Annotated in this window: 17 protein-coding genes and 1 pseudogene; 5 read left to right on the top strand and 13 right to left on the bottom strand. The window is 56.9% G+C overall.

Translation table 11 applies throughout. The annotated features are described in order from the left end of the window. Positions 1–7: 7 nt before the first annotated feature. From AM410_RS04460 to treR, 4 genes are all read right to left on the bottom strand, one after another. Positions 8–754 carry an oligogalacturonate-specific porin KdgM family protein gene (locus AM410_RS04460; protein WP_025205757.1) on the bottom strand — a complete coding sequence of 249 codons (747 nt, stop codon included), beginning with the start codon at positions 752–754 and terminating at the stop codon, positions 8–10. Between the two features lie 134 nt (positions 755–888). Beyond that, positions 889–2,544, bottom strand: coding sequence for an alpha,alpha-phosphotrehalase (gene treC / locus AM410_RS04455; protein ID WP_108647575.1), 1,656 nt, complete (start codon positions 2,542–2,544; stop codon positions 889–891). A gap of 51 nt (positions 2,545–2,595) precedes the next feature. Further along, a complete protein-coding gene (gene treB, locus AM410_RS04450) occupies positions 2,596–4,014 on the bottom strand; it encodes a PTS trehalose transporter subunit IIBC (RefSeq protein ID WP_025205752.1) in 1,419 nt (472 codons plus the stop codon). Positions 4,015–4,142: 128 nt separating this feature from the next. Further along, positions 4,143–5,090, bottom strand: a complete 948-nt coding sequence (treR, locus tag AM410_RS04445) for a trehalose operon repressor TreR (protein ID WP_014168396.1) — start codon at positions 5,088–5,090, stop codon at positions 4,143–4,145. A 392-nt stretch (positions 5,091–5,482) separates the two neighbouring features. On the opposite strand from treR, the gene mgtA reads away from it, so the two are divergent. Together mgtA and AM410_RS04435 are read left to right on the top strand one after the other, a co-directional pair. Further along, positions 5,483–8,191: a magnesium-translocating P-type ATPase gene (gene mgtA, locus AM410_RS04440; RefSeq protein WP_050737609.1), complete on the top strand. Its 2,709-nt coding sequence runs from the start codon at positions 5,483–5,485 to the stop codon at positions 8,189–8,191. Between the two features lie 151 nt (positions 8,192–8,342). Then, on the top strand, positions 8,343–10,727 hold the full coding sequence (locus AM410_RS04435) for a beta-N-acetylhexosaminidase (protein WP_108647573.1): 2,385 nt from the start codon (positions 8,343–8,345) through the stop codon (positions 10,725–10,727). A 65-nt stretch (positions 10,728–10,792) separates the two neighbouring features. Here AM410_RS04435 and ridA read toward each other — a convergent pair whose 3' ends face one another. From ridA to AM410_RS04415, 4 genes are all read right to left on the bottom strand, one after another. Beyond that, entirely contained in the window at positions 10,793–11,179 is a 387-nt protein-coding gene (ridA, locus tag AM410_RS04430) for a 2-iminobutanoate/2-iminopropanoate deaminase (RefSeq protein ID WP_014168399.1), read from the bottom strand. A gap of 74 nt (positions 11,180–11,253) precedes the next feature. Beyond that, complete coding sequence (gene pyrI / locus AM410_RS04425) at positions 11,254–11,715, bottom strand: aspartate carbamoyltransferase regulatory subunit (RefSeq protein WP_025205744.1); 462 nt, start codon at positions 11,713–11,715, stop codon at positions 11,254–11,256. Between the two features lie 12 nt (positions 11,716–11,727). Beyond that, positions 11,728–12,660: an aspartate carbamoyltransferase gene (gene pyrB, locus AM410_RS04420; protein ID WP_014168402.1), complete on the bottom strand. Its 933-nt coding sequence runs from the start codon at positions 12,658–12,660 to the stop codon at positions 11,728–11,730. Between the two features lie 34 nt (positions 12,661–12,694). Next, on the bottom strand, positions 12,695–12,799 hold the full coding sequence (locus tag AM410_RS04415) for a pyrBI operon leader peptide (protein ID WP_168769597.1): 105 nt from the start codon (positions 12,797–12,799) through the stop codon (positions 12,695–12,697). Here AM410_RS04415 and AM410_RS24320 point away from each other — a divergent pair. Further along, positions 12,779–12,896: pseudogene (locus tag AM410_RS24320) on the top strand (hypothetical protein). The gene AM410_RS04415 and the pseudogene AM410_RS24320 overlap by 21 nt on opposite strands. A gap of 3 nt (positions 12,897–12,899) precedes the next feature. Here AM410_RS24320 and AM410_RS04410 read toward each other — a convergent pair. From AM410_RS04410 to arcA, 5 genes are all read right to left on the bottom strand, one after another. Further along, positions 12,900–13,379 (bottom strand): arginine repressor, encoded by a 480-nt coding sequence (locus tag AM410_RS04410; RefSeq protein WP_025205741.1) that lies wholly within the window; start codon positions 13,377–13,379, stop codon positions 12,900–12,902. Positions 13,380–13,459: 80 nt separating this feature from the next. After that, on the bottom strand, positions 13,460–14,863 hold the full coding sequence (locus AM410_RS04405; RefSeq protein WP_020885390.1) for a YfcC family protein: 1,404 nt from the start codon (positions 14,861–14,863) through the stop codon (positions 13,460–13,462). 46 nt (positions 14,864–14,909) lie between these two features. After that, entirely contained in the window at positions 14,910–15,914 is a 1,005-nt protein-coding gene (gene argF, locus AM410_RS04400; protein WP_108647571.1) for an ornithine carbamoyltransferase, read from the bottom strand. A 90-nt stretch (positions 15,915–16,004) separates the two neighbouring features. Continuing rightward, positions 16,005–16,916, bottom strand: coding sequence for a carbamate kinase (gene arcC, locus AM410_RS04395; protein WP_108647569.1), 912 nt, complete (start codon positions 16,914–16,916; stop codon positions 16,005–16,007). A gap of 10 nt (positions 16,917–16,926) precedes the next feature. Then, complete coding sequence (gene arcA / locus AM410_RS04390) at positions 16,927–18,147, bottom strand: arginine deiminase (RefSeq protein ID WP_020885388.1); 1,221 nt, start codon at positions 18,145–18,147, stop codon at positions 16,927–16,929. Between the two features lie 675 nt (positions 18,148–18,822). Between arcA and AM410_RS04385 the strand changes: the two genes are divergently transcribed. Both AM410_RS04385 and yagE read left to right on the top strand, forming a co-directional pair. Next, on the top strand, positions 18,823–19,275 hold the full coding sequence (locus AM410_RS04385) for a YhcH/YjgK/YiaL family protein (protein ID WP_014168409.1): 453 nt from the start codon (positions 18,823–18,825) through the stop codon (positions 19,273–19,275). 218 nt (positions 19,276–19,493) lie between these two features. Continuing rightward, entirely contained in the window at positions 19,494–20,402 is a 909-nt protein-coding gene (yagE, locus tag AM410_RS04380; protein ID WP_108647567.1) for a 2-keto-3-deoxygluconate aldolase, read from the top strand. The last annotated feature ends 5 nt before the right edge of the window (positions 20,403–20,407 follow it).

Raw genomic sequence — 20,407 nt, 5'->3', positions numbered from 1 at the left:
CAGGCTGTCAGAGCTGTTTCACGATACCCAGACGAATGGCGTAATCATTTTCATGATTGCCATCCTGAGTGAGGTAGGTTTTATCCAGCGACACCAGTTCGACGTAAGGCGTCCAGCCGTCGTCGAGCTTGTAGTTGAACGCTACGGTGTGCTCCCAGTAGGTATCATCCCCGGTTCCCTGATCGACATTATCCTGCCAGCGGAAGCGCGGGTTATAGGACATGCCGAATTTCCCGATGTTGTACGCGAACCACAGGTCGAACTGGTGCGACTCGCGGCGGGTGTAGCCGCTGCCATCCAGGCGTTTGTCACTGTGCGCGTCGTTAACGGTGTTATAGCGGTAGCGGGCAGACAGGTTCAGGCCGTTATCGAATGCTTTCCAGCCCTGGATGAAGGGGCGGTAATGCGTATTGCTGGCGGTAAAGACGGTCACCATCCCTGGTGCGATGGCGAACCCATTTCCCAGATCAAAACGCCAGCGTGTTTCGATTTCCTGTGCTGCCTCCGTTAACCCTTTTTCGTCCGGATTATATCGGTCGGTATCGCCAAAGAACGTATCGTTATGGTTTTGCGCCGCTTCGACGGAGAAGTAAAAACCGTTATCAGCCTGATGCATCACTTTAATACGTGAATCATTTACGTCTGAGCGCGTATTATGACCAAAGCGAAGATCGACGGAGGTATTTCCGCACCATCCCTGGGTACTTAATAATAATGCGCTAATACATGTTGCTTTAATAATTGTCTTTTTCATAATGTCCTGCCGAGGTTATTTAAATGGCAGGGCTATTCTTATTTTGGCACACCGTGAAGTAAAAGTTATCGTCGTACATTTAGCGTATCGCTAAACATAAAAAAAGAGATACAGCTGGCTGTATCTCTTGAGGGTTATTCCTGTATCCACCAGATGGCTTCAAACGGGCGCAACAGCAGGTTGTCGGGCTGAGGGGGAGCATCCGCATAGTTGCTCAGTGCGACCCGCCAGGTTCCCTGTACTGACGCGGGAACCCATTGCTGGCGCTCACGGCTCAGGTTTGCCACCACCATCAGCGTCTGGCCCTGCGACCGCCGGCGATAGCACCACAGGGCAGGGTGGTCAGGCAGCAGATCTTCATAATCTCCCCACGTCAGCACCGGCAGGGTTTTGCGCAGGCGAATCAGCGTCTGGTAGGTGTAAAACACCGAATCAGTATCGTCCAGTGCCGCACGGGCATTGACCGTCTCATAGTTGTCGCAAACGCCAATCCACGGCTCACCCTCGGTAAAGCCCGCACTGTGTGTGGCATCCCACTGCATTGGCGTGCGGCCATTATCGCGGGATTTACTCGCCAGAATAGCCAGCAATTCTTCGGGGGTGCGACCGTTGGCCCGCAGTTCAGCGAACATATTAAGGCTTTCAACGTCGCGGTAATCGGTAATACGGTTAAAGTGCGGGTTGGTCATACCCAGCTCTTCGCCCTGGTAAATATACGGGGTGCCCTGCATTCCGTGTAGCACCATGCCGAGCATTTTCGCGGCGTGGGGACGGTACTCCCCTTCATCGCCAAAGCGCGACACAATGCGCGGCTGATCGTGGTTACACCAGAACAGCGCGTTCCAGGCTTTGTTGTGCATGCCCTGCTGCCAGTGGCGGAAGAGGGTTTTCAGCGCCACGAAGTCCGGCCTGGCCAGGGTCCACTTTTCGCCGCCGGGGTAATCCACTTTCAGGTGGTGGAAGTTGAAGGTCATCGACAGCTCGCGCCCGTCGAGAGAGGCGTATTGCTGACAGTTTTCCAGCGAGGTCGACGACATCTCGCCTACCGTCATCAGGTTTCGCGGGGTAAAGACGTCGCGGCTCATCTCCTGAAGATACTCATGAATGCGCGGTCCGTCGGTATAGAAGCGACGGCCATCGCCCACGGCGTCATCCGGGAAATCCTGGTCTTTGGAAATCAGGTTAATCACATCGAGGCGTAAACCGTCCACGCCACGGTCGGCCCAGAACTCGCATACCTTTTTCAGCTCGGCGCGCACCTGCGGGTTTTCCCAGTTGAGGTCCGCCTGCTCGGGGGCGAACAGGTGCAGATAGTACTGCTCGCTCTCGGCGTGCCAGCGCCAGGCGTTGCCGCCAAATTTGGAGCGCCAGTTATTGGGCAGTTGTTCCGGTGTACCGTCGCGCCAGATGTAGAACTGGCGATACGGGCTCTCTTTATTCAGCGATTCCCGGAACCAGGCGTGCTGCGTTGAGGTATGATTGAACACCATATCCAGCACGATACGAATGCCGCGTTGATGGGCCTGCGCGACCAGCTCGTCAAAATCATCCAGCGTGCCGTAGGCCGGGTCGATGGCGGTGTAATTCGCCACGTCGTACCCGTTATCTACCTGCGGGGAAATATAAAACGGCGTCAGCCAGATGGCGTCGATGCCAAGGGTTTGCAGGTAGTCCAGCCGCTGCGTGACGCCGCGTAAATCGCCGGTACCGCTGCCCGTCGTGTCCTGAAAACTCTTTGGATAGATCTGGTAGATAACGCCGTTCTGCCACCAGTGAGGAAGGGTATTCATAATGCGTTCCTGCAAATGCGAAGGGGCGCAACTGCGCCCCGAAAGATGAAGTTAAACAATCTGCAGCGCGCCCTGACGGTACTTACGCTGGTAAACCACGGTGGTGAGAGCCATTGGGACGACAATCGCGATGACCATCGCCAGGGAAAACACCTGCCAGAATGCGGGCTGGATGGAGAGAATACCTGGCAGACCGCCGACACCGATCCCGTTCGCCATCACACCGTACAGACCGCATACCAGGCCTGCCAGACCGGAGCCGATCATCGCGCACAGCATCGGGAAGCGGTATTTCAGGTTGATACCGTACATCGCCGGTTCGGTAACGCCGAGGTAGGCGGAGATGGCGGCCGGAACAGAAATCTCACGCTCGTTATGCTTGCGGCTGACCAGGATAATGCCCGTGACCGCCGAGGCCTGCGCAATGTTAGACAGCGCGATGATAGGCCAGACCGGCGTACCGCCCAGGCTCTGAATCATCTGCATATCAATCGCCAGCGTGGTCTGGTGCACGCCGGTGATCACCAGCGGGGCGTACAGGAAGCCAAACAGCATGGCACCAATCGGCGCGAAGCTGCCGGTCATCAGGTGACGTACCGCGAAGGCAACGCCGTCGCCAATCATGCGGCCAAACGGACCGATAAACGCATGGGCGAGGAAGACGGCCAGAATAAGGGAGCAAACCGGCACCACCACCAGATAGAGGTAATCCGGTACGATGCGTTTCAGGCGCGTTTCAATAAAGCCCAGCGTCAGACCGGCCAGCAAGGCTGGGATCACCTGTGCCTGATAGCCCACTTTCGCGATGGTGAACAGACCGAAGTTCCACACCTCAGGCACCTGCTGACCAAGTAAGTAAGCGTTCATTAACTGTGGAGAGACCAGTGTGACGCCCAGCACGATACCCAGAATCGGCGTACCGCCCATTTTGCGCACCGCTGACCAGCAAATCCCGACCGGCAGATAGAAGAAGATCGCTTCGCCAATCAGCCACAGGAAGTCGTAAACGGTTTTCAGCGCCGGGTACATCTGCGCCAGGGTTTTGCCGTCGCTCATCGGCACATCACCGATAACGTTGCGGAAGCCCAGAATCAGACCGCCGCTGATCAGCGCCGGGAGCAGCGGGAAGAAAATCTCCGCGAAGTGGGAAATTAACTGCTCGTGCCATTTCATATTCTGGCGTGCAGCTTTCTTGGCTTGCTCTTTATCGGCTGAACTGTGCCCGGTTGTCGCCAGCAGAGCCTGATAGTAATCGCCCACTTCGGTACCGATGACGACCTGGAACTGACCGGCGTTGGTGAAGCAGCCTTTGACCATGGAAAGCGCTTCAATGGCTTTCGGATCGGCTTTGGCCGGATCGTTCAGCACGAAGCGCAGGCGGGTAATGCAATGGCTGACGGTCGCGATGTTTTCACGGCCGCCTACCAGGACAATCAACTGGTCGATATCTTCTTGTTTGACTTTACTCATCATGAAACCTCATGACCGATGGTGAGGGGGGTAATGACCTGAGCGCAAGCCTACTCCTTCAGCGTGACGGCGAAAATGGGAACGTTCCCGAAATCGGGCGAAGATCACAATAAACGGATAAACGAGGGTTATGAAAGGTGGGCGGGAATCACGATCTGACGCGGCTCAGCACGCCCGTTGATCTGCTCGATCAGCTGTGCAGCGGCCTGCCTGCCTGACTCGGCGTAGCCCGGGTCGACAGTGATAATCTCCGGGTGCAGAAACTTCATCAGCGGCGTACTGCCTACGCTCGCGATCTGCAGCCCTTCTATGCGTTGCTCCTGAAGATATTTACTCGCGCCCAGCGCCAGGGTATCGGTGGCGCACACCAGCGCCGTGGTCTGCGGGGTCAGCACGCTGGCGACCTGCTCGTAGCCCTGTTTCATTCCCAGCCCCGGCAGAGACGCGACGGCGGAAAGGTTGTGCTGTTTACAGAAGGTCAGGTAGGCCTCGTGACGCCGCTTGCCGGTGGTAACGTCCGCATGCGGTACGCCGAGGTAGCTGATATGGCGATGGCCTTTATCGTACAGACGCTGCATCAGGGTAATAATCGCCCCCTCATCGTCGTAACAGACGGAGGCAAAACCGTGGGCATCGCGCGCCAGCATCACCATCGACGCCTGCCAGGGCTTCAGCATCTCCTCTTTGATGCCGGTAAAACCGAACAGCACCACGCCGTCAATGTTGCGCCGCTGGAGCATACCCAGATGCTCTTCAACCAGCTGCGTGGAGAACTGGCTCTCCATCATGATTGGGTCGTAGCCCTGCTCATAAAAGGCGGGCAGCATGGTCTGAACGGCGAGGTTCTCGGACAGGGAATCCAGACGCGAGACGATAATGGCAACCACTTTGTCACTTTGCCCGCGCATGGCGCGCGCAGAGCGGGAAGGGGAAAAACCGTGCTGATTCATTACCGCCTCGACGCGCTCGCGGGTGCGTTCGCTGACACCGCTCTCATTGTTGAGCACGCGCGATACGGTGGATTTCCCCACGCCGCTTAAACGCGCGATGTCTTTTATCGTAAGGCGGTTCTGCATGCTGTATTCCCTGTAACAATGACAACGTGGTCAGTAGAGCCTAATGCTATAGCGTGTTTTCGCTATGGGCAAAGTCTGGTTTACGTTCGGTTTATTTGCGGGGGAGTATAATACCGCCCGAATCGCCGCAAACGGTACGGTTAAATCCTTATACTGCGCGGCGGCACCCTACTTTTTTACTTACCGGAGGTGACATGGATCCCGATCCCACGCTTCTCCTGAACGGGAGCGTTCTTTCTTTCCGGTAAGCCAGCCTTTGTGCTGTCTCACCGGTATGTGAGGCAGCAACGTCCTGCACGTTCCTGCTTAAAACATTAAGTGCCTGTCAGGTACGGCCTTGCCACGCCTGCAGGAAATACTGTGTCCGCGTTTGCGGGCGCGGGGGAATGACTATGTTTAAAAATATCACCCGGCAGCTGCAGGCGATGCTGAGCCGCCACCTGCCACATCGTCTTGTTCAGCGCGACCCGCTGCCAAATGCCAAAAATATGGCCTCTGCAGCGATCCCTGCTTCCCTGAGCCAACGCTGCCTGAACGTGGCGGCGATGGATGAAAACGAAGTCTGGCGTGCCTTTGGCGGGCATCCGGAGGGGCTGAACGCGGCGGAAGTGGAAAAAATCCGTGCCGTGCATGGCGATAACCAAATTCCGGCGCAAAAACCGGCGCCGTGGTGGGTGCATCTGTGGACCTGCTACCGTAACCCGTTCAACCTGCTGCTGACCGTGCTTGGCATTATCTCTTATGCCACCGAAGATCTGTTTGCCGCCGGGGTTATCGCCCTGATGGTGGGGATCTCCACGCTGCTGAACTTTATTCAGGAGGCCCGCTCTACCCGCGCGGCAGACGCCCTGAAAGCGATGGTAAGCAACACCGCAACCGTCTCGCGCGTCATTAACGATCTCGGGGAGAACGCCTGGGTTGAGCTGCCCATCGACCAGCTGGTGCCGGGCGATCTGGTGAAGCTGGCGGCCGGCGACATGATCCCCGCGGATTTACGTATTCTTCAGGCGCGGGATCTGTTCGTGGCGCAGGCCTCGCTGACCGGTGAATCTCTGCCGGTAGAAAAAGTGGCGCGCACCCGCGACCCGCAGCAGATGAACCCGCTCGAGTGTGACACCCTCTGCTTTATGGGCACTACGGTGGTCAGCGGCACGGCGCAGGCAATGGTCATCGCTACCGGCGGCAACACCTGGTTTGGACAGCTGGCCGGGCGCGTGAGCGAGCAGGAGAGCGAACCGAATGCCTTCCAGAAGGGGATTGGCCGCGTCAGCATGCTGCTGATCCGCTTTATGATGGTGATGACGCCGATTGTGCTGCTGATCAACGGCTATACCAAGGGCGACTGGTGGGAAGCGGCGCTGTTTGCGCTCTCCGTCGCCGTAGGGTTAACGCCTGAAATGCTGCCGATGATTGTCACCTCCACGCTGGCGCGCGGAGCGGTCAAACTGTCAAAACAAAAAGTGATCGTCAAACACCTGGATGCCATTCAAAACTTTGGCGCGATGGACATTCTCTGCACCGATAAAACCGGCACGCTGACCCAGGACAAAATTGTGCTGGAGAACCACACCGATATCGCCGGTAAAACCAGCGATCGCGTGCTGCACAGCGCCTGGCTGAACAGCCACTACCAGACCGGGCTGAAAAACCTGCTCGACGTCGCCGTGCTCGAAGGCGTGGATGAAGAATCTGCCCGCACGCTCTCCGGGCGCTGGCAGAAAGTGGATGAGATCCCGTTCGACTTCGAGCGCCGCCGCATGTCGGTGGTGGTGAGCGAGCATCCGGACGTGCATCAGCTGATCTGCAAAGGCGCATTGCAGGAGATCCTCAATGTCTCAACCCAGGTGCGCTATAACGGCGACATTGTGCCGCTGGATGAAACCATGCTGCGCCGTATCAAGCGCGTCACCGATAACCTGAACCGTCAGGGGCTGCGCGTGGTGGCGGTGGCGAGCAAATTCCTGCCTGCACGCGAAGGGGACTATCAGCGAATCGACGAATCCGATCTGATCCTCGAGGGTTATATCGCATTCCTCGATCCGCCGAAAGAGACCACCGCGCCTGCGCTGAAAGCGTTAAAGGCCAGCGGCATCACCGTGAAAATCCTTACCGGCGACAGCGAGCTGGTGGCCGCCAAAGTGTGTCATGAAGTGGGGCTGGATGCGGGTGACGTCGTTGTGGGAAGTGATATTGAGCACCTCTCCGATGATGCGCTGGCGACGCTTGCGCAGCGCACCACGCTGTTCGCCCGGCTGACACCCATGCACAAGGAGCGCATTGTCACCCTGCTGCGTCGCGAAGGGCATGTGGTGGGCTTTATGGGCGACGGCATTAACGATGCGCCCGCCCTGCGTGCGGCGGATATTGGTATCTCCGTAGACGGTGCGGTGGACATTGCCCGTGAAGCGGCGGATATCATTCTGCTGGAAAAGAGCCTGATGGTGCTGGAGGAGGGCGTTATCGAGGGACGTCGTACCTTCGCCAACATGCTGAAGTACATCAAGATGACCGCCAGTTCCAACTTCGGTAACGTTTTCAGCGTGCTGGTGGCGAGTGCGTTTCTGCCGTTCCTGCCGATGCTGCCGCTGCACCTGCTGATCCAGAACCTGATGTACGATGTCTCTCAGGTTGCCATCCCGTTTGATAACGTGGACGACGAGCAGATCCAGAAGCCGCAGCGCTGGAACCCGTCCGATCTGGGGCGCTTTATGCTGTTCTTTGGCCCGATCAGCTCCATCTTCGACATTCTGACCTTCTGCCTGATGTGGTTTGTGTTCCATGCCAACACGCCGGAACACCAGACGCTGTTCCAGTCCGGCTGGTTCGTGGTAGGGCTGCTGTCGCAAACGCTGATTGTGCATATGATCCGTACGCGTCGCATCCCGTTCATCCAGAGCCGGGCCGCGTGGCCGCTGATTGTCATGACCGGCATCGTGATGGCGCTCGGCATTGCACTGCCGTTCTCGCCGCTGGCCAGCTACCTCCAGCTGCAGGCGCTGCCGCTGAGCTACTTCCCGTGGCTGGTGGCGATCCTCGCGGGCTACATGGTGCTAACGCAGATGGTCAAAGGCTTCTATAGCCGTCGGTATGGGTGGCAGTGATTTCTCCCCTCTCCCGGCACGGGAGAGGGGGTACGTTTCCTCCCAAATTCAACAACCTGTGATCTCCGTCAGCGCATTCGCTTGACGACAAAATGAGCGCATGTTAACTGAATGTTTTGCCTTTATTTGGCCCGTCAGATAAGGAACATTCATGTTACGGTACAGTCTCTTAACCGCCGGGCTGATGCTCGGCGCGTCAGCGTTTGCCGCTCCGGCAGGCGACCTTCCCCTGATGCCCTGGCCTGCGAAGGTTGAACGTCCCGCGACGCAGGGCGCACTGGTACTCAGCAACACCCTTTCCGTCAGCGTTACCGGAGACGACCTCGGCGACGCGGTCAACCGTCTGCGCCAGCGCATCGCCCTGCAAACCGGCTGGACGCTACAGCCGCAGGCCGTTAAACCGGACAAGCCCACTATCCGCATTGCCATTACCAAAAAAGTGAAGCCGCAGCCGCTGCCGGACAGCGATGAGCGCTATACGCTCACGGTCGATGCCAGTGGCGTGGATATCACCGCCAACACCCGTTTTGGCGCGCTGCGCGCCATGGAAACCCTGCTCCAGCTGATACAAAACGGGGCGGAAAACACCTCCCTGCCGTGGGTCACTATTGAGGATTCCCCCCGCTTCCCGTGGCGTGGGCTGCTGCTTGACTCGGCACGACACTTTATCCCGCTGCCGGATATCAAACGGCAGATTGACGGTATGGCGGCGGCAAAACTCAACGTGCTGCACTGGCACTTGACCGACGATCAGGGCTGGCGCTTCAGCTCGACACGCTATCCAAAGCTCACGCAGCTTGCCAGCGACGGGCTGTTTTACACGCCGGAACAGATGCGCGACGTTGTGCGCTATGCCACCGAACGCGGCATCCGCGTGGTGCCGGAGATCGACATGCCGGGCCACGCCTCGGCGATTGCCGTGGCCTACCCGGAACTGATGAGCGCCCCGGGACCGTATGAGATGGCGCGCCACTGGGGCGTGCTGAAACCGGTCCTGGATCCGACAAAAGCGGCGACCTATCAGTTTGCGGAGGCGATGGTCAGTGAACTGGCGGCGATCTTCCCCGATCCGTATCTGCATATCGGCGGCGATGAGGTGGATGACACCCAGTGGAAAGCGAACGCCGCCATTCAGCAGTTTATGCGCGACAACACACTGGCAGACAGCCACGCCCTGCAGGCCTATTTCAATCGCAAGCTGGAAAATATCCTCGAAAAACACCACCGGCAGATGGTGGGCTGGGATGAAATTGCTCATCCTGATCTGCCAAAAAGCATCTTGATCCAGTCCTGGCAGGGCCAGGACGCGCTGGGGCAGGTGGCGCAAAATGGCTATAAAGGCATTCTCTCGACCGGCTTTTACCTCGATCAGCCCCAGTCCACCGCCTATCACTACCGCAATGAAATTGTGCCGCAGGGGTTAAACGGCGAGGATGTGATTGGCGACACCGACAGCGCTCAAAGCTGGACATTCACCATGCCGCGTCTGAAAGGCAAGCCGGTGGAGGGGAGTTTCACCCTGGTGAAAGGGGATTCCGGCTGGCGTGGATTTATTGATTTCGCCGGGAAATCCCGTCGTGCGGTACAGGATATTGCGTGGCGCGACGACAATCAGGTGACGTTTACCGTCGATACCTGGATGGGCGAAACGCGCCCGGTGGTGTCGGTGGACAACGATAAGCTGAGCGGCTATTTCCTGGTGGGCAATGCCCGCTATCCCATTAGCGGCAAGCGCCTGGACGATATCCCCAAAGGCATCCCGCCGGTGGTACCGGACGCCGCTCATCAGGTGAACCTGCTCGGCGGGGAAGCCGCGCTGTGGGCGGAAAACGTGGTCGCACCGGTGGTGGATATCCGCCTGTGGCCGCGCACCTTTGCGGTGGCGGAGCGGTTATGGTCCGCGCAGGACGTTAACGATGTCGACAACATGTACACCCGCCTGCAGGCAATGGACAGCTGGTCGACGGTCTCGGTCGGGCTGCAGCAGCATACTCAGCAGCAGGTGCAGTTCACGCGTCTGGCGAATAACGCCGATACCCTTCCGCTGCAAATCCTCGCGCAGGCAATTGAGCCGGCGCAGTATTACACCCGTCAGCACCTTAAGTTCCAGGCCGGAAATTACCATCAGTTCGAACCGCTCAACCGGTTTGCTGATGCGCTCAACGCCGAAAGTGCCACGGTGCGCCAGATGAACAAATGGGCTGACCGCCTGGTCAGCGACGCGGAAGACGCGGAAAGCGCCGACGCGCTGCGCCACGTCTTCAACCGCTGGCAAAGCAACACCAGCGATGCGCTGGCATTGAGTGAAAACAGCTACGCACTGAAGGCGATTAAACCGGTCATTCAGGAGGTGGATAAGCTGGCCTCGATTGGCCTGCGGCTGACGGATCTGGTGGCGCGTCAGGGGACGCTGGATGACAACGAGATTGCCTCTATTCAGGGCGAGCTGGATAACGCGGCGAAAATACAGGATGAAGTGGTGATTGCGGCGGTGTATCCGCTGGAGACGCTGCTACGGGCGACGCGGAATCAGTAGCAAAACGCCCGGTAGCGCGTTGCCTGCCGGGCGCAAAGGCAGCCTCGGCTGCCCCAGGCTGAAACTTAGCGACGTACGGCGATCGCTTCGATTTCAATTTTCACGTCTTTAGGCAGACGCGCAACTTCCACACAGGAGCGTGCAGGGAAAGTGGCGTTGTGCTCAGTGAAGAACGCTTCGTACGTGGCGTTAACGGTCGCGAAATCGTTCAGATCTTTCACGAACACGGTGGTTTTCACGATGTCGCCTACTTTCAGACCCGCAGACTCCACGATAGCCTGTACGTTTTCCAGCGACTGACGCGCCTGCGCCGCCACGTCTTCTGGCACTTCACCCGTTTTTGGGTTCACCGGGATCTGGCCAGAGGTAATAATCATGCTACCCAGATCAACGCCCTGAACGTATGGGCCGATAGCCGCTGGTGCATTTTCCGTCGCGAGTACTTTGGTCATGATTTCTCCAGAATAACAGCTGATTAAATGTTCCCGGCCATTATAGGGAGGCCGGGATCCTTTACCAACCTCAATTAGTTGGCCAGCACCACATAATGAGAAAACTCTTTTTCGCAGTATTTGCATTTGAGTGCGATGTCATCGGCACGTTTTTTCACTGCAAAACTGGACGAAACCGGCTCAGCATGACTGATGCAGTTGCTGTTCGGGCAGACCAGCACATTTTCAATGCGATCCGGCAGATTAGGACGGGATTTACCGACCACTTCGTACTCGTCGATGCGGTTCACGGTGGCATCCGGCGCGTACAGAGAGAGCTGGTTAACCTGCTCGTCGGTCAGGAAAGTGTTTTCAATCTTGATCAGGTCTTTGCGGCCCATTTCACCCGACGGCAGGTTCAGGCCGATGGTGATGCGCTGATCGGTTTCGGTCAGCTTGAACAGCGTCAGCAGCTTAAAGCCGATCTGGGCAGGGATGTGGTCAATCACGGTGCCACGTTTGATGGCTTCAACCTGGAGTTTGTTATCGTGTGTCATTGTCATTTCCCCTTACAGAGCCAATTCGCGATTCAGAACCAGTGCCAGTAACGCCTGGCGGGCGAAGATGCCGTTTCCGGCCTGCTGGAAGTACCAGGCGTGCGGCGTTTTATCCACGTCGGTGGTGATCTCATCGATACGCGGCAGCGGGTGCAGCACCTTCATATTCTCGCGTGCGCCGTCGAGGTCGCTGGCGCGCAGCACAAACTGTGCCTTCACGTTGGCGTATTCAGACGGATCCAGACGCTCTTTTTGCACGCGGGTCATATACAGAATATCGACGTTGCCCATCACCTCTTCGATGCTGGCATGCAGACTCCACGGGATCCCTTTTTCGTCCAGCATGTCGAGGATGTACTGCGGCATTGCCAGCGCGTCCGGCGCGATGAAGAAGAAGTGGTTGCCGTTAAATTTCGCCAGCGCCTGGGTCAGCGAGTGAACGGTGCGGCCATATTTCAGGTCACCCACCATGGCGATGTTCAGGTTTTCCAGACGGCCCTGCGTTTCCTGAATGGTGAACAGATCCAGCAGGGTCTGCGTCGGATGCTGGTTGGCCCCGTCTCCGGCGTTCAGCACCGGAATACCGCCGGAAAATTCGGTCGCCAGACGCGCCGCGCCTTCCTGCGGGTGGCGCATCACAATCGCGTCAACGTAGGTACTGATAACTGAAATGGTATCCGCCAGCGTTTCGCCTTTTTTACCCAGCGAGGTGTTGCTGCTGTCTGAAAACCCCACCACGCTCGCGCCGAGGCGGTGCATGGAGGTTTCGAAGGAGAGGCGGGTGCGGGTTGACGCTTCGAAGAAGCAGCTCGCAATCACCTTGTGCTTCAGCAGTTCCGGTTGCGGATTTGCCTTCAGTTTTGCCGCGGTTTCCAGAACCAGTTCCAGCTCTTCGCGGCTGAGGTCGTTTATGGAAATGATGTGTTTTTGATAAAGCGGATTCATGTTTATCTCCTGACGCCGGGCAAAAAAAAGCCCCTCAAATGAGGGGCTCTGGGAATAGATTGTGCAACGGGAAGAAAAACGGCAGGCCAGCGTCTGATTTCAGACGCGGTAAGACGTTATGTCGTACACGCTTGACCATGCTTCCTCCCGGCAAATTGTCGGGCATTATACGCAGCTCGATTTTCGGATCAAGGGGTTTAATGCACACTTTACTCAATGCAAACGGTTCTTTATGAATATTAATTCGTTCTGAGTAAATAATTAATTTGTTTATGCACCAGCGCAGTACGTTTCACCACCCGGGGAGCGACCCAGACGATACTGCTTCCGGCAACCACACCTAAAATTTCCGGTAACTGGTGATAATCCAGAATTCGCGCCACCGCACGGCCATATCCGGCCACGGTATGAACAAGGATAAATTCGCTATTATGCTCCACGCTCACCACCATTTCGGAAACGGTACGCGCGGCATCGGGAGCAGGGCGCAACTGAGGATTCAACGAATAAATCTTTAGCCCTTTGGCATTTCGAATTTTTATGACACCGAGCAATTTCAGCAGACGCGAAACGGTCGACTGGCTGATGCTGTCAAACCCTCTCTCCTGCAAATCGCGGCGGATTTCTTCCTGGGAGAGATAACTCTTTTCGGCGATCAGCTGCTGGCACACCGTTAGCTGCAGTTGTTCTCTGGGAGAGCAGTCTTCGTAATCCATCATATTTCCCATATCAGTTCCCGACATAACCGGTGGCACCGCACCGGTCCGTAGGCCGGACAGGCGCAGTGCCAGCCGGCAAATTACAACAAGGCACCCAGGCTTAACGCCACCATAATCACCACCGTCAGGATCGCCAGCAGCGGCGCAACCCATTTCAGGTAACGCACGTAAGGCACACGGGCAATCGCCAGACCGCCCATCACAACCGCTGAGGTCGGCGTGACCAGGTTAACGATGCCGGAGGCCGACTGGTAAGCCGTAACCACCAGGTCGCGGTTGACGTTAGCGAAATCAGCAAGGGGTGCCATGATCGGCATCGTCAGAACGGCCAGGCCGGACGAAGAAGGCACAAGAAACGACAGCACGACCTCAAGCCAGTACATCACGTTGATAAACGCCACCGTGGACAACCCGCTGACCAGCCCTTCCGCGCTGTGCAAAATGGTGTGGGTAATCATGCCCTTATCCATAATGACTACGATACCGCGCGCAATGCCGATAATCAGCGCGACGCCCAGCAAATCTCGCGCGCCGTTGATAAACGTCGAGGTCAGCTCCTCTTCGCTCATACGGGCAATCAGCCCGACGATAATGGCGCTGGCCAAAAATACCGCCGAGATCTCCGCCATCCACCAGCCCAGCACCGCTACGCCGTAGATCATCACCGCGAAGGCGAGGGCGAAGATCAGCAGAATGATTTTGCGCACCGGGGTAAATTCCAGCGACTGCTCGCCTTTATTGCCGAGGAAGTGGGCGAGGTTCTCTTCCTGCTTGTCTGCGACGATAGAGCATGACGGATCCAGCCGCACTTTACGGGCATAGCGCATCACCCATGCCACGCAAATGATCCAGCCGATCACCAGCAGCGCCACGCGCAGGGCGATACCGTTGGTAAACGGGATCCCGGCGGCGTTAGCGGCGATCACCGTGGCAAACGGGTTGATGGTGGAGCCGAGCGTGCCGATCCCCGCCCCGAGCAGCACGGTGGATGCGGCGACAACCGGATCGAAACGGGCGGCCAGCATTACCGGGACCAGCAGGGTATAGAAGGGCAGGGACTCTTCGGCCATGCCGTAAATGGTGCCGCCAGCCGCGAACAGCGCCATCAGGATCGGGATCATCCACTCTTCACGTCCGCGAAGGCGGGTGGTTACGCGCTCGATCCCGGCGTCGATCGCCCCGGTTTTGGTGACGATCCCGAGAAATCCCCCGATGATCAGGATAAACAGCGCGACGTCGATCGCCCCGGCCTGGCCGGAAACGGGATCGTACAGCCCGGCAATGGGGGCCATCAGTACGGAAACCAGCCCCTGCGGATGCGCCGCCACGTGCGCGTACGTTCCGGCAATCGGCACTTCTTTACCGAGGGTTTCATTCATTGCCATCTGATACTGACCGGCAGGCACGACCCAGCTCAGTGCCGCCACAACGGCAATCAGAAAAAAGAGAATGGTGTAAGCGGAGGGAAACTTGAACTTGCCCATGATGTTCTCCTGTACCCGGCGCACCCCGTGGCGCGCCGGGCGGTGATTAGTCGCCGAGTGTCGCCACCATGACCGCTTTAATGGTGTGCATGCGGTTCTCTGCTTCGTCAAAGACGATTGAGTTCGGTGATTCGAAGACCTCTTCCGTCACCTCCAGCCCTTTCAGACCGTAGGCCATCTCGATTTCACGGCCGACTTTGGTGTGTTCGTTGTGGAACGCCGGCAGGCAGTGCATGAACTTGACGTTCGGGTTGCCGGTGGCTTTCATCACCTGGGCGTTAATCTGGTAAGGCTTCATCAGGCTGACGCGCTCGGCCCAGGCCTCTTTCGGCTCGCCCATCGAGACCCACACGTCGGTGTAGAGGAAATCGGCACCGTGTACGCCTTCCTCCACGTCGTCGGTGAGCGTGATGCGTGCGCCGGTCTCTTTGGCGATGGCGCGGCATTGCTCAACCAGCCCGGCTTCCGGCCAGAACGATTTCGGTGCGACGAGGCGGATATCCATCCCCATTTTGGCGGCACCGACCATCAGGGAGTTGCCCATGTTATTCCGCGCGTCGCCAAGGTAGGCAAAGCTCAGGTCCGGCAGGGTTTTGCCTGGGGCATGCTCCAGCATGGTCATCAGGTCGGCGAGGATCTGCGTGGGGTGAAACTCGTTGGTCAGGCCGTTCCACACCGGCACGCCCGCATACTCGCCCAGCTCTTCCACGATGGCCTGGCCGTAGCCGCGATACTCGATGCCGTCGTACATCCGCCCCAGCACGCGGGCGGTGTCTTTCATCGACTCCTTGTGGCCAATCTGCGAGCCGCTTGGGCCGAGGTAGGTCACCTGTGCGCCCTGGTCAAAGGCACCGACTTCAAAGGCGCAGCGGGTGCGCGTGGACGTTTTTTCAAAAATCAGGGCGATGTTTTTCCCGACCAGGGTTTGTTTTTCACGTCCGGCTTTTTTGGCGGCTTTGAGTTCGATGGCCAGGTCGATCAGGTACTGGATTTCTGCCGGGGTGTAGTCCAGCAGTTTGAGGAAATTACGGTTTTTCAGATTGATGGTCATTGGGTCGTCCCTTTTAAAATGGTGTTGTCTGGTGCCCTCACCCCGACCCTCGCCCACAGGGAGAGAGGGAAGGTGAGGGGAAAATACGGTTCAGTGGCGAATCAACGTGCCTTTCTCGCCCGCCAGAATGTCTGCCCCGTCGGCCAGCGCGCCGATCCCGGCGATGCCGTTGCAGGCCTCGACAAACTCGCGGCAGGCGGCCACTTTTGGCCCCATCGAACCGGCGTCAAACTGCATGCCCATGAGCAGTTCCGGCGTGACCTGTGCCAGCGGACGCTGGGTTGGTTTGCCCCAGTCGAGGTACACCGCGTCGGCATCGGTCAGGATCAGCAGGGCATCGGCTTCAATCTGGCGCGCCAGCAGGGCGGCAGAGAGGTCTTTGTCGATCACCGCTTCAATGCCGTGATACCCATTGGCGTTTTCCACCACCGGCACGCCGCCGCCGCCGTTGCAGATCACCAGGTGATCGCGCTGTATCAGTGCCGTGATGGCGTCGCTCTCAACGATGCGTTTCGGCTGTGGAGAGGGAACCACCCGGCGGAAATAGCTGCCGTCGGCCTTGAACACCCAGCCTTTCTCCGCCTGCAGCGTTTTTGCCTGGGCTTCGCTGTAGACCGGGCCGATGTATTTGGTCGGGTTGGTAAACGCCGGATCGGCGGCGTCCACTTCCACCTGGGTGAGCAGGACGCTCACCTCACGCTGGGGTAGGTTGTTTTTCAGCGCCTGCTGGAGCATGTAGCCGATCATTCCCTGGCTTTCGGCGCCGAGGATGTCCAGCGGGTAGGGGGTGACTTTGTCGTACGCGCTGTTTTGCAGCGCCAGCAGCCCAACCTGCGGCCCGTTGCCGTGAACCAGTACCACGCGCCACTGTTCCGTCAGCCCGGCGATGGTGCGGGCCGCTAGCTCGATGTTCTGGCGCTGGATCTCCGCTTCCAGCGGCTCGCCGCGTTTCAGCAATGCGTTACCGCCAAGCGCCACAACCAGAGTGGGTTTTCGTTCCATGATGGCTCCTTTAAATTCCGTCGCGTTCCAGTGGGCAGCTCATGCAGCGCGCGCCGCCGCGGCCGCGTCCCAGTTCGTCACCCGGGATAGGCAGCACGGTGATACCCGCTTTGTCATATTTCTCGTTGGTCCAGACGTTACGCTCGTAGCCAATCACCACGCCCGGGCGGATGGTCAGCACGTTATTCGCGTCATTCCACTGTTCGCGTTCGGCTTCAAAGGCGTCGCCGCCGGTGGTGATCAGGCGTACCTGATTAATGCCGAGCGCTTTTTCAATGGCGTGCAGCAGATCCGTTTCCTGGGTGCGCAGCAGGCCACCGCGGCCGTCCGGGGTGAGCGTCCAGCACTGAGCGTCTTTGCGCACCACTTCCGGGTAGACGGAGAAGGTGTCCACGTCGATGTGGGTCATGACGGTATCGAGGTGCATACAGGAGCGGTGTTTTGGCAGTTCCACAGCGATGACGCGCTCGGCCTGGCGGTGTTTGAACAGGCTATTGGCGAGGAACTCAACCCCCTGCGGCGTAGTACGTTCAGACATGCCGATTAACACTGCGCCGCGGCCAATGACTAATACGTCGCCGCCCTCTAACGTGGCGTGGTCGTAATTAATGTTTTCATCGCCGAAATACTTAATAAAATCGCCATCGGCAAACGCAGGGTGCCAGCGATATATGGCCCGGAGATTATTGGTTTCACGCTGGCGGGCCGCTTTGGCCATCGGGTTAATTGACACGCCGTTATAAATCCAGCACGAGGTATCGCGGGTAAATAAATGGTTAGGCAGTGGCTTCATAATAAAATCATTTGCCGTATGGGTATCCACCACCATATTTTTAAAGGCCGCCGGAATTTCACCGTAGGTTAATCCGCCGCTTAATCTGCGTGCCAGTTCACGGTGTGGCATATCTGCCAGCCAGCCGCGCACGTCGCCGGCAAAGGTTGGCCCGAGGCGATAGTCAGAGATTTGCGTCTCCAGCAGCCAGGTTTTGGCCTCCGCAATATCAAGCGTTTGCGTGAGAAGATCGGTCAACAGCAGGACTTCCACACCCTGTTCGCGCAGGGTGTTAGCGAAGATGTCATGCTCTTCACCCGCCCGCTCAACCGAGAGCACATCATCGAATAGCAGCTCCTGGCAGTTCGATGGCGTTAAACGTTTCAGACTTAAATTTGGGCGGTGCAGCATAACGCTACGCAATTGACCAATTTCAGAACCGACGTAATGCTTTTCCATAATTATTCCTTTAACTGTTTTTCAGAATAAAAAGGGCATGCGCCATGTGATGTCTTTATTTACATGGCGGCTAAGCTCAATTGATTTCGAGATTTATAGTAGGCGCTTAAATAATGAATATTGTGACGTCGCTCACGTGAAAATGGCTATTAAGGAGTTTGTTTTCATTTGCATGATTCGTATCAGATAATGATTAATTTGATTATATTTGCGGGTGAATAGCTAAGCAGGATCCGTTGGCATTATTTGGAGTTGTTATTATTTTGTAGAATTTAATGTTTTGACATATTTAGTTATGCTATTGATTTTTAATATAATTAAACGGCACGCAGAATGACTATGCACTATTACCCATTAACTATTTTTGACTTAAGAAAAATCAATAAATAATTATGGGATTTAATAGCAAATTACCAAAATGATAAAGTGTGAAGTCACAGAGAGTTTTGCTATGAAGCGTATACGATCAGTAAGTTAGCATCACGGCCTGAAAGCGGAGGGCTGAGGTTATGCATAAAGACTGCATAAATGCCTGTGAGCGATTAACAGTGGAGTAACACATTTCCCGATAAACATGCGCTCGCGCAAAACTCATCGAAAAAGCGGTGGTAGGACAGTCTGAATTCTCGTATAAAAGATTAAAATGAAACGCTGTTTTATATTGAGGGTTTATTTATGATCGCTGGCAACATCCATCATCTGCAGTCCTGGCTACCTGAAGAACTGCGTCAGGCTATCGAGTACGTCAAGGCGCACGTTACCGATGCTACCCCCTGCGGCAAACACGACATCGACGGCAACAGCCTGTTTTATCTGGTGTCTGAAGATATGACCCAGCCGTTTGCCGAGCGCCGCGCTGAGTATCACGCCCGCTATCTGGATATTCAGATAATCATGAAAGGCCAGGAGGGGATGACCTTCAGTACCCTGCCGCACGGTACGCCGGACACCGACTGGCTGGCGGATAAAGACATCGCGTTTTTGCCCGAGGGCGGGCAGGAGAAAACAGTGGTGTTAAGTGAAGGTGATTTTGTGGTGTTCTATCCGGGTGAAGTGCACAAGCCGCTGTGCGCGGTGGGCGCGCCTGCGAAGGTGCGTAAAGTGGTGGTGAAAATGCTGGTGGGGTAAGCCCTGTTAGCGTAAGCGAAGGGTGAAACATTCCCTCTTCCGGTGGGAGAGGGTGAAAGCATCAGGCCGCAGCCCGTCATTATGTGATCCAGCTTATATTTTCCGCACTCCCTCATCGCCTCCCATTTACCTGCGCTTTTTCTGCGTCATAGTATGATCGTTAAATTAATGAACGCTGTTCTATAATGTAGAACAAAATAATTCAGCAAGGAGATCTCATGCCGCAGACCGCGTTGTTCACGGGAATCATTCCCCCTGTCTCCACCATCTTTACCGCCGATGGACAGCTTGATAAACACGGCACCGCCGCGTTGATCGACGACCTGATCGCCGCAGGCGTCGATGGCCTGTTCTTTTTGGGCAGCGGCGGCGAGTTCTCCCAGCTAAGCGCCGAAGAGCGTAAAACCATTGCCCGGTTTGCTGTCGATCATGTCGATCGCCGGGTGCCGGTGCTGATTGGCACCGGTGGCACCAACGCCCGGGAAACCCTTGAACTGAGCCAGCATGCACAGCAGGCCGGCGCCGACGGGATCGTGGTGATCAACCCGTACTACTGGAAAGTGTCAGAAGCGAATCTGATCCGCTATTTCGAACAGGTGGCAGACAGCGTCACGCTGCCGGTAATGCTGTATAACTTCCCGGCGCTGACCGGGCAGGATCTGACTCCGGCGCTGGTCAAAACCCTGGCCGACTCGCGGAGCAATATTGTCGGCATCAAAGACACGATCGATTCCGTCGCCCATCTGCGCAGCATGATCCACACCGTCAAATCTGCCCATCCGCACTTCACGGTGCTGTGCGGCTATGACGATCATCTGTTTAATACCCTGCTGCTGGGGGGCGATGGCGCGATCTCGGCCAGCGGTAACTTTGCTCCGCAGGTGTCGGTGAATCTGCTGAAGGCCTGGCGTGACCAGGAGGTGGCGAAGGCGGCCGAATACCACCAGATCCTGCTGCAAATACCGCAGATGTATCAGCTCGATACGCCGTTTGTGAACGTCATTAAAGAGGCGATTGTGCTGTGCGGCCGCCCGATCTCCACGTACGTGCTGCCGCCCGCGTCGCCACTGGATGAACCGCGTAAGGCGCAGCTGAAAACCCTGTTGCAACAGCTCAAGCTCTGCTGAGCCGG

Origin of the sequence: Enterobacter cloacae complex sp. FDA-CDC-AR_0164 (assembly GCF_003071645.1) — a bacterium.
GTDB lineage: Bacteria > Pseudomonadota > Gammaproteobacteria > Enterobacterales > Enterobacteriaceae > Enterobacter > Enterobacter ludwigii.
Note: the sequence above shows the minus strand (reverse complement) of the source record. Positions and strands in the feature narration are given on the sequence as shown.